General features: G+C 64.5%; 11 protein-coding genes and 1 tRNA gene. 3 read left to right on the forward strand and 9 right to left on the reverse strand.

What is annotated here, in order from left to right; genetic code table 11:
• Positions 1–88: 88 nt before the first annotated feature.
• Both HNR20_RS32250 and HNR20_RS32255 read right to left on the reverse strand, forming a co-directional pair.
• Positions 89–238: a hypothetical protein gene (locus HNR20_RS32250; RefSeq protein ID WP_229687082.1), complete on the reverse strand. Its 150-nt coding sequence runs from the start codon at positions 236–238 to the stop codon at positions 89–91.
• 187 nt (positions 239–425) lie between these two features.
• A complete protein-coding gene (locus HNR20_RS32255; protein ID WP_229687083.1) occupies positions 426–770 on the reverse strand; it encodes a hypothetical protein in 345 nt (114 codons plus the stop codon).
• Positions 771–1,312: 542 nt separating this feature from the next.
• Here HNR20_RS32255 and HNR20_RS11035 point away from each other — a divergent pair.
• Positions 1,313–1,735 (forward strand): GntR family transcriptional regulator, encoded by a 423-nt coding sequence (locus HNR20_RS11035; RefSeq protein WP_184178776.1) that lies wholly within the window; start codon positions 1,313–1,315, stop codon positions 1,733–1,735.
• 462 nt (positions 1,736–2,197) lie between these two features.
• On the opposite strand, the gene HNR20_RS11040 is transcribed toward HNR20_RS11035, so the two are convergent.
• Positions 2,198–3,271 (reverse strand): DNA cytosine methyltransferase, encoded by a 1,074-nt coding sequence (locus HNR20_RS11040; protein WP_184178778.1) that lies wholly within the window; start codon positions 3,269–3,271, stop codon positions 2,198–2,200.
• A gap of 99 nt (positions 3,272–3,370) precedes the next feature.
• On the opposite strand from HNR20_RS11040, the gene HNR20_RS11045 reads away from it, so the two are divergent.
• Positions 3,371–5,686, forward strand: coding sequence for an ATP-binding protein (locus HNR20_RS11045; RefSeq protein WP_184178780.1), 2,316 nt, complete (start codon positions 3,371–3,373; stop codon positions 5,684–5,686).
• 158 nt (positions 5,687–5,844) lie between these two features.
• Here the strand turns inward: HNR20_RS11045 and HNR20_RS11050 are convergent, their stop codons facing one another.
• Both HNR20_RS11050 and HNR20_RS11055 read right to left on the reverse strand, forming a co-directional pair.
• Positions 5,845–6,543 carry a hypothetical protein gene (locus HNR20_RS11050; RefSeq protein WP_184178782.1) on the reverse strand — a complete coding sequence of 233 codons (699 nt, stop codon included), beginning with the start codon at positions 6,541–6,543 and terminating at the stop codon, positions 5,845–5,847.
• 1,724 nt (positions 6,544–8,267) lie between these two features.
• Positions 8,268–8,351, reverse strand: a tRNA-Tyr gene (locus tag HNR20_RS11055).
• A gap of 147 nt (positions 8,352–8,498) precedes the next feature.
• Between HNR20_RS11055 and HNR20_RS11060 the strand changes: the two genes are divergently transcribed.
• The gene (locus tag HNR20_RS11060) at positions 8,499–8,993 is read left to right on the forward strand and encodes a YajQ family cyclic di-GMP-binding protein (protein ID WP_124774541.1); all 495 of its coding nucleotides are present in this window, start codon (positions 8,499–8,501) and stop codon (positions 8,991–8,993) included.
• Positions 8,994–9,120: 127 nt separating this feature from the next.
• Here the strand turns inward: HNR20_RS11060 and HNR20_RS32975 are convergent, their stop codons facing one another.
• The 4 genes from HNR20_RS32975 to htpX all read right to left on the reverse strand — a co-directional run bounded on the left by HNR20_RS32975 (position 9,121) and on the right by htpX (position 12,896).
• Complete coding sequence (locus HNR20_RS32975) at positions 9,121–9,495, reverse strand: zinc finger domain-containing protein (protein WP_444543403.1); 375 nt, start codon at positions 9,493–9,495, stop codon at positions 9,121–9,123.
• A gap of 528 nt (positions 9,496–10,023) precedes the next feature.
• Positions 10,024–10,551, reverse strand: coding sequence for a dihydrofolate reductase family protein (locus tag HNR20_RS11065; RefSeq protein ID WP_184178784.1), 528 nt, complete (start codon positions 10,549–10,551; stop codon positions 10,024–10,026).
• A 62-nt stretch (positions 10,552–10,613) separates the two neighbouring features.
• Positions 10,614–11,873, reverse strand: coding sequence for an MFS transporter (locus tag HNR20_RS11070; protein ID WP_184178786.1), 1,260 nt, complete (start codon positions 11,871–11,873; stop codon positions 10,614–10,616).
• Between the two features lie 147 nt (positions 11,874–12,020).
• Positions 12,021–12,896 carry a zinc metalloprotease HtpX gene (gene htpX, locus HNR20_RS11075; protein WP_184178788.1) on the reverse strand — a complete coding sequence of 292 codons (876 nt, stop codon included), beginning with the start codon at positions 12,894–12,896 and terminating at the stop codon, positions 12,021–12,023.
• Between the last annotated feature and the right edge of the window lies 1 nt (position 12,897).

Genomic DNA, 12,897 nt, shown 5'->3' on the forward strand with positions numbered 1-12,897 from the left:
GGGGGTACGACGACCGCCGGTCGCGGTTGTCGCCCAGGGCGTGATCCGGGGGTACGAGGTACAGCCACACCCGGACGTCTGTTGGTGTTCACCGCGTCTCCCCCGCCTGCTCGCCTCCATCAGCCGGGGTCAGCATCTCCAGGCGGGCGTGCGTCAGCTCGTCAATGAGCCGGTCCACCTGCGCGCCGGACAGAAGCGCGGTCTGCGTCGCGCCGTAACGAGTCACATCGAGCTTCACGGCCAGGTCCCGCCGGGCAAAGCGGTCCACGAGCAGTTGAACAGAGACCCACCCGCTGCGCTCCCGTCCGATCGTGGCGAGGAGCCCTCGGTGCATCGGATCGTTCGGTCCGCAGCCCCGACACCACACCGGGCACACGACCGCAGCGGTCGACGACGGCGGTTGGTCCCCTGTGAGTGGGACGCCTTCACTCATCGTCGGCCTTCGGCTCTCCGAGTACCTGCTTCACCAGGGCGCCAAGTTGCTCGGCCAGTTCGATCGCCTGTAGCAACGACAACTCGGCCCAGGCGATCCCGCTACGGCAGGTCACGTGAACACCGACCAGGGCACCATCCAAAGCCTCAGCACCGATGAGGTACGTGACGACCAGGCCGGCCGCACGGCCGTCGCCAACTCGCTGCATCGGGCCGCGATGACGGCGGGCCATGTGTGCCATCACCGGCGGCACGAGGTAGCCGCAGCGTTCCGGGTCGCACCAGTCCGGGTGGCTCGTGACCTTAGATGGCTTGTTCGTACGGCTCACCGCGGCCACCGCCCGCCGTTGCCTCGGTGGAGCTGCGCCCGGGTCATCAGCGGCGCAAGCCGGAGCACGGGCAACTCACGGGTTGCCCCGGTGGACCACCGCGGCGAGATCGTCCCAGAAGCCGTGCGTGGACCCGGCGGCTGATTGCTGCTAGCACTCATGGCGGATGGTCGTCTCCAGAGCCGCCAGGACGAGAACCAGCGGCTCCGGCGATGAGAACCAGACATCGCACCTCCACAGGTAGACGGGGACCGGTGGCCGGCCACGGGGGAATGCAGCCGGCCACCGGCCCGGATGAAGGCACGGCGCACCGTCCGACGCCGGACGGGCCGGGTATCGCCGAGCCAACTTGTAGGCGCGGCTACCGCAACCGGTCCGACAGGACGCCGCGCATCAGGTGCGACCAGGGCCGGCGCGAGGCCACCCCTGACACGAGCCGTCACCCCAGCCGCACATCAGGAAACGTATCTACAAGTGGACGAGTTGTCTAGACGTCGAAACGGGTCACTTGGTTGGCACTTGGTAAGACAAGTGCCAGGTACGGTGAGCAGGTGCCCACCCCGCACTACGGACAGCCCCGCTACCGCGTCATCGCCGACGAGTTGAAAGCGCGCATCGAGAGCGGCTTCATCCCGCCCGGAGCCCTCTTGCCGGCTGAGAGCGCGCTCACCGCCCAATTCCAGGCAGCGCGTGGCACGGTGCGTCAGGCGATAGCCGCGTTGCGCGAGGCGGGCTTGGTGACCACCGAACACGGCCGAGGAACCTATGCGACCCCCCGCCGGCACGAGCGTGGGCCAGACGAGGGTTCCGAGACGGAAACGCAACAGCGCCACGTCGCCGCTGACGCAGAGCTTGCAGCCCTATTCGCTGTCGAGGTGGGCACGGCCCTGATGGAACAACAGCGCCTTACTCGAACAAACGGAGCAGTCGGAACAGTCGTCAGAACCTACCGACTGCTTCAGACAGAGCGATAGACCAGCCCGCACCTTCGATACGTCCTAAAGGCGGCCCTAGGCGGTCCGCGCGCGCCACCGCCTAGGCGCGCGTCCGCCGCTCCGACTCGGCTACGAAAAAATGCCCGGCGGCCGGCACGGAAGCTACGGCCGCAAGCCGGCCGAGCCGCGCGGCCAGCACCGCGCGGCGTAGGGAAGCGTACGACGGTCGCGTCGGCGAACTTTCGGTGATCGCGGGGCTACGCCTACTGCGTCTCCGGCCGGGGTGCTCAGGCTCCACAGTGGTCGCAACCTCCATCGGCGGGCTGTTGTCCGTGGGTGGTTGCGGAAGCCATCCCGCCTACCCTCGATCCGGCAAGCCGAGCAGACCACCCCCCGACCCGCCTGCGTCCGAACTTGCGTCAAGCCATCTTGACGTGGTGGACCGAGAGCCGGCCCGCTCCCAAGAAGGGCGAGTCGACGGCAGATGAGATGCCGTTAGGGTCAGCGGCCCCCCCTTAGCCGAGAGCGGCCTTTCTGACGGTTTTGAAGAATCGCTAGGACCGCCGCACCGAGTGCTTGCGCCATCCGCACAGGAACAGCATTACCAATCTGCCGTTCAATGGAACCGAAGTCCCCTACAAAGCGATAGTTCGAAGGGAACGTCTGAAATGCGGCCGCTTCGCGAAGAGTCAGGCCACGGTGTTCAGTCGGGTGAATGAAAGAGCCGCAGGCAGGCGTGACGCACCTAGTCGTCATCGTTGGAGCAGGAGCGTCCAACCGAACCCGCCCATAAGAGGCAGTCGCGTTTCTTTTCCTCAGATTGATGTGGCAGGCCAACTGGTGCTCCGGCGGCAGATCAAAACGGTTACCACCAACGGGCACGGCAGCAATACGAGCAGCAACTTTGGGCGAGTGGCGGCGATGCTTGTTCAGAGCGTCGTCGGGAGCGGCTTTGTGGCGGAGCTCGTCTAACGCTTCTTTTGCCGTCTTGGGTGCTTGCGCAAACCACTCACCCAGTAGCTCAGGGAGAGTGCCAGGCAAGTGGCCACGTCGACCTCGGACCGCCACCATGATAAGGCGTCGCCGCCGCTGCGGCACACCGACCATTGCGGCATCCAGCTTGAAGGAGACAAACGAGTAGCCCAACGAGGCAAGCGCTTCCTTCATCCGACTGAATCGCACGTCCCGCTCGAGCCCCGGCACATTCTCTAGCAGGACCGCAGACGGGCGCAGGGATCTAATGAATCGTATGACGTCTAGGACGAGGTCGTTACGCTCGCTGTTATTTGCCGTCTCTCCGCCGTGCGCGAGGGTCGAAAAGCCCTGACATGGCGGACAAGCCTTTAGGAGAGTTAGCTGACCGGGTTCGAGCCCCAAATCTCGTCGCAACTGGCTAGCAGCCAGCGTCCGGATGTCCTGCTCCCACAGCTTCGTGGCCGGTTGGTTGAGCCGGTACGAGGCCGCGGCTGCGGCGTCGTTCTCCACTGCCCCGATGACGGCAAAGCCCGCAGCACGTAACCCTTCCGTGGCACCGCCTGCTCCAGCAAACAGGTCGATGCACGTCAGGTGATCCACGAAGGCATGCTACATGATCAATGGTGATGGCCGCGACGGTGACATTCCGTGACAACCTGGTCTACAGGGGGGTAGCGCTCAAGGTTCTCCTGGGTCACGATGCTGGTCTACACGATGGAGGGTGACGTGCAGGAGATGCAGGAGCCGACAGTGCCAGCGGGTGGGGGAACCTCAGATCAGGTGGGTGAGGTCGCCGCGTCGGGCGTGCCAGCGATGAGGCAACCGGGTGATGGCCAGCCGCCGAAGCACAAATACACGATGAAGATCAGTCGCCTGACGATCGACAAGCTGGGCATCAAACTGTACGACCGAGTCACGGCTGTTTTGGCGGAGCTCATTGCCAACTCCTATGATGCTGACGCCGAGAAAGTTGAGATCATTCTCCCGTGGGGGGTCTTCCTTAGCGCGGGCAGCTCGAAGACGGGGCCGGCGGACGCGGCTCAGGTTATACAACCGGCTCAAGATCCTGTTACTAATTCGCCCATACCCTCCGCTCAAACGGCACTTGTTGCGTTTGAAGACGCCCAGCCTGTCGTGACCATGCACGAGATAACGATCGATGACGATGGTCATGGCATGACGGCAGAAGAGCTAAACCAGTACTACTTATCCGTCGGAGCCGACCGCCGCAAGCGGACTGGCAGTGACAAATCTCGTGACAAGTTACGGCCAGTGATGGGGCGTAAGGGGATCGGCAAGCTTGCCCCATTCGGTATTTGCGAGACGGTGGAGGTAATTACCGCTGGGGGCGACGCAACAGCGAAGGGCTACCGCGTTTCGCACATCGTTATGCGACTCGGTGAGATGTTGGCCGACACTGACGCCGAATACAACCCGGAGCCAGGCGAGCTCGATGGGACATACACACCGAACCATGGTACTACGATCAAGCTTCGCGACTTTTTCCGCAAACGCGTCCCTAGCCGTGAAGAATTGGACCGTCAGCTCTGCGCTCGCTTCGGTTTGACGCGAGAGGATTGGAAAGTAACGATCCAAAATTCTTTGCAAAGCGACCAGTCTTTCGAATTGGGAACGCTTAAGATTGACTATCTTGAAGACACGAAGATTGAACTTTCAGATCGCCCTGTTCCATATGGAGACACCTACCTCCCCGTGACCGGTTTCGTAGCGTACGCACGGAAGCCGTATAAGGACCCCGCCATGGCGGGGGTTCGTGTCTATGCGCGCGGTAAGATCGTTGCGCAGACGCGGGACTTTGATATTAACTCTGGCTTCACCGGTGAATTCAAGATGCGGTCTTACCTAGTCGGAGAGATTCACGCCGAATGGCTCGACCAGGAGGACGATCTTGTCCGTTCAGACCGACAGGACATCATCTGGGCCTCTGACCAGGGTGAGGCCCTGAAGCTCTGGGGCCAACTCGTAGTTAAGGAACTCGCCAAGCGTGCTGACGAGGCGATGCGCAAGGAGAAGTGGAAGGAGTTCCAGAAGAAGGCCGAGCTTGATAAGAAACTGGGGAGTTCCTCAACGAACGAGCCAGAGCTTCGGGAGTCCGTCACGGAGGCCGCAAAACTGCTAGTAAAGGATGTGGATCCGGAGGCGCTCGAAGACCAAGAGCATGTCGACCGAATAGCCGACCTGGCGATTGCTATCGGTCCGCACCGAACTCTGCTAGGGACGCTCAGGGAGGTAGCAGAAACAACTGCTACGACAGTCGACGCCGTCATGGCCCTATTTCATCGTGCACGACTTGCCGAGATGTATTCGCTCGGACAAGTTGCCGATAAGCGCTTAGAAGTGATAGCGAAACTTGAGCAACTGGTTGCTGACCCCGCCACCCTCGAGCGGCCGCTGCAAGAGTTGATCGAGCAGGCCCCATGGATCCTTGCCCCAGAATGGACGCCACTCGGCATGAATGAGTCGCTGAAGCGCGTCCGTGCGAGTTTCGAGGCGTGGTACTTCAAGAACTTTGGCGAAGAAATCGTGACCTCCGCAATCGACAACAAGCGGAAGGAGCCCGATTTCGTCATGCTGAATGAGTCCGGCACCCTCTGGATCGTGGAGATCAAACGGCTCGAATATCACTTGACCAATGGCGAGTACGAGCGTGGTACGGATTATCTTCAGGCTCTTAACAACTTTCTTGACGGCAATCCAGAATTGGGGAATCAGTTCCCGTTCCGACGCCTCACCTTCGTGGTAGATCACGTCGATAAGCTTGGCTCGATGGCTAAATCCTCATTGGAGTCGGACCCAAGGATCAACCGACAAACCTGGCATGGGCTCTTGGACCTGACAAAGCGCGCGCACAAAGATTTCCTTGCCAGGGTCGACGCAGTCAAGGCTGGGCAAGCAATGGGCGCTGCTCAAGATACGGAGGCCGAGGACGGCGACTTCGTTCTGTTCGAAGTCGACAGCCAGGGTTCGGTGAGCGTTTCTGAGGAAGTTCGCTAGCCTCCAACGCATTCAGCATCAGCGGCTTGAGAGGCCCGGTTGAAGGTCCGTGGCCGAGCCTCTCAAGCCCAAGGTTTGCCGTGGCTCGGTAGACGGTATCGGTATCAGTGCCGGCAATGATTCCGGCGAGTCCGGGCTAACGAGGGCGGGAGAGTGCCTTAGCTCGGATCGCTCTGCGGATTTTCTTCACCGGGCACCTGCGCCGCCTCGGCGCCGGAGCTTTTTCTACGCCGCTCCCGCTCCTCACGCTTCTCGCGGTCGATATCCTCAAGGATCGCCTCTTCGTCGGCTAGAGCTGCCTCGTAGGCCGCAACGAAGCTGGGCGGTGCGGGAGGCGGGTTACCTTGCACGTAGGCCGCGACAAGAGCGAGACCGTACCGATTGCAGTTATGGGCGATGAGCCAGTCGCGGTCCCCTTCGAAGTTGTTGATGGCACTCCTGCTGTAGAACCTCGTGAGCTGGTACAGACGCTCACGTAGCGGCGTTGGCGCGGCCGCAGTGTGGGCCTGGATCTCCCGGAGGAGACGACTCTCTGTATTGCGACCGTCGGCGGTGAGGGAATGGTTCTCATCTCGCTCCACGACGTACAGGTGTTCAATGTCCAGCAACAGTTGTCGGATAGCCATGACGGCCTGCCGCTCGTGATCCCGCCTGCGAAGCCATGCCTCTCGCTGCCAACCCAGCGCGAACAGGACTGTAGCCGTCGTTGTGCCTATACCACCAAGCCAGTCCGGAAATGACCCCCAGTCGACAACTCGATTACCGACGATGGCAGACATGCTGAGGGCCACACCTGTGATGCTCAGAGCGATGCAGCCGATGAGTAGGTTCCGGGTTGTGGCAGCAGGCTTCTTCATTAGGGCCACTTTGCCGGGCTCCCTCACATGCGGCGATGTCGGATAGACGACACCGAGTTGGCGCTGCGGACGACCAAGTATCCGGACGACGGCGGGGGATCAGCGCGGCACGACCGTGGTAAATCGCACTCGTTCGTCGGGTTGCGGGACGACGCGGGATCGTGTCTATGACCGGCTCCGACCAGGCTTGGCCTTGCAAAGCCTCGAAGCGACGTTCAAACCTCAGCCCTCTCGAGCCCAAGTCCGGAAGCCCGCCGAGGTTTGTGCGACATCTGGGTGGCTAGACGCGCAAGTGTCAGGGAGCTTGGGTAGTAAGGGCTTTCCGCTTAACGGCTAGCCCAGAACATCGGCTCTACGCCGGCAGCGCCCTACAATCGACTCCACCTCGTCTCCAGTTCTTCATTCGGATTAGGGATGCGGACTGGCCGTCGACGAAAGAAGGGCAAGAGCTTGCCGAGGCTGAACCAGAGTCTTTTCGGAAAGGATCGTCGGGCCAGCGGGTCAAACTCTAGCTCGAGACCCGTGCGTTCACGTCTAATCCAAACCCGCCCGATCGAATCCTCAAATTGTATTCCCTTGAGCGACCAGGCCGACCCTACGACCAGGGGAATTTCGACGTCGGTGACCTCTTTCGGCGGCAACGCTCCCACAGGAAGTTCCACGTACCTTCCCCTCCTCGGCCCGGTACCAGAGGGGATTGCTTGATAGACCACGAAGCAGTGGTAGACGGCCGCGTCAGAGCTATTACGTACGCGGACGACGCGGAGCCCACCCGTTGGAACCCAAGCCGAAACCAGGCTAGCCTGCTGGCGGCGGTGTTCTTCAATTTCCTCCGAACGCTGAGCCAGTGTGTTGGCTAGAAGCCTGAGGCTAATCAGCAGGGCAATCGTCGAACCGACAGCGGAGACCCATGCCGGCACCGTGCCCCAAATACCGTCCACAGCAGAACTATAGGTCTTGCTCGCAATGTCGCCAGTGGTAAGAGTTCAGCAACGGCCGCTCGTATGCGTTCAGGCCTTCGCTGTCGGCAAGCTGACCAGCGTGAGGAGGTTGACCTGCTCACTGCGGCCGCCATCAGGAAGATCGGCACCGTAGAGGAGCAGCGCGAGACGGTCCTCCGGTCCAGGGGTTGCAGAAGCCGTAGGCGACGACGCCGTCACCCGCCGATCCAGGCTGTCCCTAATATGCCCTCCGTCCTACGCTGCTGCCGATTTCTTCTGTTCTGGATCAAGGCGCCGCGCTCCGCGCGACGCGGGGCGGTAACCCGGCCGGCGGCAAGCCGCCCCGGCCGCCTCCGGCGCCGGGGCGGGAAGCCACCGACTGCCGCCGGCCCGCCGCCCCAAGTCTGCTGATCCTTGCGGCAGCACGATCACAGCCAGGCGGTACGGAAGCCGAACCGGTCGGCTTCGTCGACGATCAGGGCTTCCGACTGCCGCGCCAGTCCAACCCCGGGACTGGCTTGCCCCCGGCCTCCCCGCAGCCGGCGACACATCACCGCGCAGACCCCTCAGCCGATCGCCACAGGCACGGACTCCGCCAGGCGAGGACCCCAAGACACCAGCCGCAGCGTTCACAGCCCTAGAAGGGCCCCTCGGCGGCAAGATCAACCTGCCCACGATCTGCCCACAACGAGTCGTCAACGGCTGGACTCAGCCGGACTCGGCTAGATCAACGACGACGACCCCTGACCAGCATCTCTGCTGATCAGGGGCCGTGTCTGCACCTGGTGGCGGGTAGAGGATTCGAACCTCTGAAGCTTTCGCGACGGATTTACAGTCCGCTCCCATTGGCCGCTCGGGCAACCCGCCAGGGCACCCCACCGCGTCGCAACGCGGCGGCGGAAGCAAGAATAGCGGCTCCCCCCGGTACCGGCGCAACCGGGTACGGTCAGGGGGTCGTGCCGCTGGTCGGTGGCCGACGGCAGGCCCAGACCGCCGGACAGCAGGAGCAGAAACATGGCAGCAAACCCGTCGTTCGACATCGTGAGCAAGGTTGACCGCCAGGAGGTCGACAACGCCCTCCGGCAGGCGGAGAAGGAGCTCGCGACGCGGTTCGACTTTCGCGGCACCGGCGCGGAGATCTCCTGGTCTGGTGAGGAGGCGATCGGCCTTCAGGCGGAGACCGAGGAGCGGGTTCGCGCCGCGCTGGACGTGTTCAAGGAGAAGTTGGTCAAGCGGAACATCTCGCTGAAGTCGTTGGACGCCGGCGAGCCGCGCCCGTCCGGCAAGATCTTCAAGATCGACTGCAAGGTGATCCAGGGCATCGAGACGGACAAGGCCAAGGCGATCAGCAAGAAGATCCGCGACGAGGGCCCCAAGGGCGTGCAGGCGCAGATCCAGGGCGACCAGCTGCGGGTCACCGGCAAGAAGAGGGACGATCTCCAGGCGGTCATCTCGCTGCTCAAGGGCGAGGACTTCGGCGTCGCCCTCCAGTTCAACAACTACAGGTAAGCCGCTGGCTGCGGCGCAGGTCCTCGTCTGGGTCGCCCTGTGCTACCTGTGCACTCGTCGTCGCCAAGGGTCATCGTTGGTTGGCTTTGACCGACCTCCGACGGCCTGGCGACGGCCTGGGAGACAGCTAGCGGAGTGGAACAGGAAGAGGGATCTCTCCCTTGAGCGCCTTCTCAGCCAGCTCCAGACGAGCCGGATGGAGAATGTCGTCTTGTAGAGGGTGTCTGGGCACGCTAATACAGCGCTGGCCGGGCGAGACGCTACAAACGGGGCACTGGAGAAAGAGTCCGCTCGATGGCACTAGCTCCACACCTTGGGATAGCGCGGACCTGCCGATCTTGACGATCGACTTGTACAGCTCTGGATCCCGATGCCGCGAAGCAGCAGCAGCTACCTCTCGCAGCCCTTCCCAGAACCGTTCGGCAGCCCTTGGCTCGTTTATGTCGATGCGCACGACTGCGCCTTCCCACCATCGGGCCGGAGGAACCTGAGGGCAGGCCATCGGCCTGCCCACGACTCCTGCCCGACGGTCGCAGGGGATCCGCGGTCACGGACGGTAGGGCCGTCGCCTGCGCCGCGTAGCGCCCTTGAGCTTGCAGGGGTATGCGTTGTGGCGCTCGTAGTCGGTGCCGTAGCACTCCGCAGCAGCACCGACCACCGCGGTCGCTCGGTCCCAATCGCCCCGCTCCTCGGCAACGCGCGCAGTCCCAGACCGGTGAGGCACGGACATCAGCGAAGGTGGCCTGGACCCTCAGCAGACATCGATCGTTCCAGCCCTGGCCGTGGAAGACATCGACCTCCTTCGGGGCACCCTGCATGTCGTCCGTCAGTTGAAGATTGTGGGTAGCCGGCTCGTCTCCGCGCTGCCCAAGGGTCGCAAGACACGAGACATCCCGTTGCCCGCGTTGGTGGGGACAGCCCTTACTGGTCACCTGGAGGGTGCCGCTAACACTGCCGTGGGAGATGCCCGGCGGTGCTCCGATCACCGTCAACCTGGTCGTCCACCAGTTCAACAACTACCGGTAGCGGCTCAGTAGACGACGGTGTACCAGTGTGCGGTCTCGCCGGGTAGCGGCGCCAACCGCACGTTGGTGCCGCCCGGGTGGTCGAACATGCGCACCCCGTCGCCGAGCAGCACCGGGGCGAAGAACATGAGGATCTCGTCGAGCAGCCCGGCTTGAATGCACTGCTTGGCGACGTTCGCGCCGAGGACGTTCACGTACTTGTCCCCGGCGGCCTCCTTGGCCTGCGCGACGGCGGTGTGCAGGTCACCGACGAACGTGATGTCCGGGGGTGGCTCGGCCGGCGGCCGGTGGGTGAGTACGAAGACCGGCCCGTGGTACTGACCACCGAATGCGCCTTCGCTGTCGGTGCCGCGGTTCGGGTCGTCGCCGCCGAAGGTGCCGTTGCCGGCCAGGATCGCCCCGACGTTGTCGAGCAGGCGCTCCGCCGTCGGATTGTCGCCGCCGAGGTGCTCGGTCAGCCACGACATGTCGCCGCCTGGGCCGGCGATGTAGCCGTCGAGCGACGCCGTCGCCGAATAGAGGACCTTGGCCACGAATTTCTCCTCTCCGCGGCGTTCAGTCTGCTGTCCGTCGGCGGCAGGAGCAACGGCTCAGGTCAGACGGTGAGCGGCTCTTCGGTGCGTACCGCCGTGTTTTCGGCACGGGCGATGGACCCGGTGGGCGACGCGGCGACCGCGGCCCCGACGGCGACCGCCGCCCCGGCGAACAGGAACGCCCACCGGACGCCACCGGCGTGATCGACGATCAGGCCGGCCACCGAGCCGCCGGCGGCGCTCGCCGCCACCGCCACGGTGACGACCCAGGTGTACGCCTCGTTCAGCATGCCGGTGGGTGCGATCCGGCCGACCAGGGTGTTCTCCAGGGTCAGCGCGGGCGCGATGGTGGCCCCACCGAAGACCAACGCGACACCCAGCGCCAGCGGGGTGGGCATCACCGCGAACACCACGAAGGTGCCGGCCAGGGCGGCGAGTAGCAGGGCGAACTGGCGGGTCATGTTCAGTGCTGGTTTGCGAACGCCGAACCAGAACCCGCCGATGGCGCTGCCGATCCCCCAGACCGCGAGCAGGAGGCCGGCCAGGCTCTCCGGGTCGTCGGTGGTGTGGCCGCTCGCGTACGCCGGGACGATCACCCCGGCGGCGCCGAACGCGATGCCCAGGCCGGCCACGCAGACCAGCAGGGCCGGGAAGCCGGCGACCCGCAGCGGGCCGAGCCCTCGGGCGTGGTGCTCCCGCGCGTGCGGACGCCAGCCGCGCATGACCCGGCCGAGGGCCACGGCGGTCGTGCCGACGAGGGTGACCACGGCCGCACCGATCAGCGCGGCCGCCGCGTCGGCGAACAGGACGAAGCCGGCCACGAGCAGGGGGCCGAGCACGAAGACGATTTCGAACAGCGAGGTCTCGGCGGCCAGGGCGGTGTTGCGCAGGGGGTACCGGCCGGAGTTGGGGCCGGTCAGGTCGTTCCAGGCGCCACGGATGGCGGCGGTGAGCGGCGGGTACGTGGCACCGGCCACGGCTGAGGCGACGTAGATGGCAGCGAGGGCGTCGTCGCCCGAGCGGCTGGCCAGCAGCAGGCCGATGAGTGCCAGCGGGTGGGCCACAGCGGTGACCAGCAGGACGGGGCTCGGGCCGACCCGGTCGGCGATCCGCCCGGCCACCGGGCTGAGCGCGGCGCCGGCGACGGCGTAGATCCCGCCCGCGATGGCGGCCAGCGAGTATCGCCCGGTCACCTGCTCGACGACCAGGAGCAGCGCCAGCGGGGTCATGCCGATCCCGAGCCGCCCGATGATGCCGAGGACCAGCAACATCGGCGCGCCGGGAATCCGCCAGACACCCAGGTACTGACGCAGCGCGGCCACCGTGAACCTCCTGGGGATGTAATGAGCGAGAGCCGTTACGACCCTAACGCCACCGACGTGTCGGCTGATACCGGATATCTGCCCCGGCACAGCACTCCGCCCGCACCCGGTGTGACCGGGTACGGGCGGAGGCGTAAATTCAGCGGGTCAGCGTTGGAACTGCACCGGCCCCGAGTTGGCGGCCATCTGCTCCAGCCGGGCGACGCGGTCCTCCATCTTCGGGTGGGTGGAGAAGAGCGCGGCCATGCCGCCGCCCCGGAACGGGTTGGCGATCATGAGGTGCGCGGTGCTGGTGAGCTGGCCCTGGGCCGGCAACGGCCGACGTCGAGCCACCGCATCGATCTTGCGAAGTGCGCTGGCCAGGGCCAGCGGGTCACGGCTCAACTCGGCGCCCGAGGCATCCGCCTGGAACTCGCGGCTCCGGCTGATCGCCAACTGGATCACGGTGGCCGCGATCGGGCCGAGGATCAGGGTCAGCAGCAGCACGGCCGGGTTGGGCCTGTCCTCGTCGTCCCCACCGCCCAGCGGGATGAAGAAGGCGAGGTTCGCCAGCAGGGTGATGATGCTGGCCAGACCTGCCGCCACGCTGGAGATCAGGATGTCCCTGTTGTAGACGTGTGACAGCTCGTGCCCGATCACACCGCGCAGCTCGCGGTAGTCGAGGATCTCGGTGATGCCCTGGGTTACGCAGACCGCTGCGTGCTGCGGGTTACGACCCGTGGCGAACGCGTTGGGCTGCGCGGTCGGGCTGACGTAGAGCCGTGGCATCGGTTGGCGGGCGTCGGTCGCCAACTCGCGCACCATCCGGTACAGCTCGGGGAACTGTGCCTCGGTGACCGGTTGCGCCCTCATCGAGCGCAGTGCGAGCTTGTCGGAGTAGAAGTAGGAAACGCCGTTCATGACCAACGAGATAAGGACGGCGATGACCAGGCCGCCACTGCCGCCGAACCCGTAGCCCACCGCGAGAATCAGTGCGGAGAGCAGGCCGAGCAGCGCGGCGGTCTTCAGACGGTTGTGGTGCACG

This window comes from Micromonospora parathelypteridis (assembly GCF_014201145.1).
Taxonomy (GTDB): Bacteria; Actinomycetota; Actinomycetes; order Mycobacteriales; family Micromonosporaceae; genus Micromonospora; species Micromonospora parathelypteridis.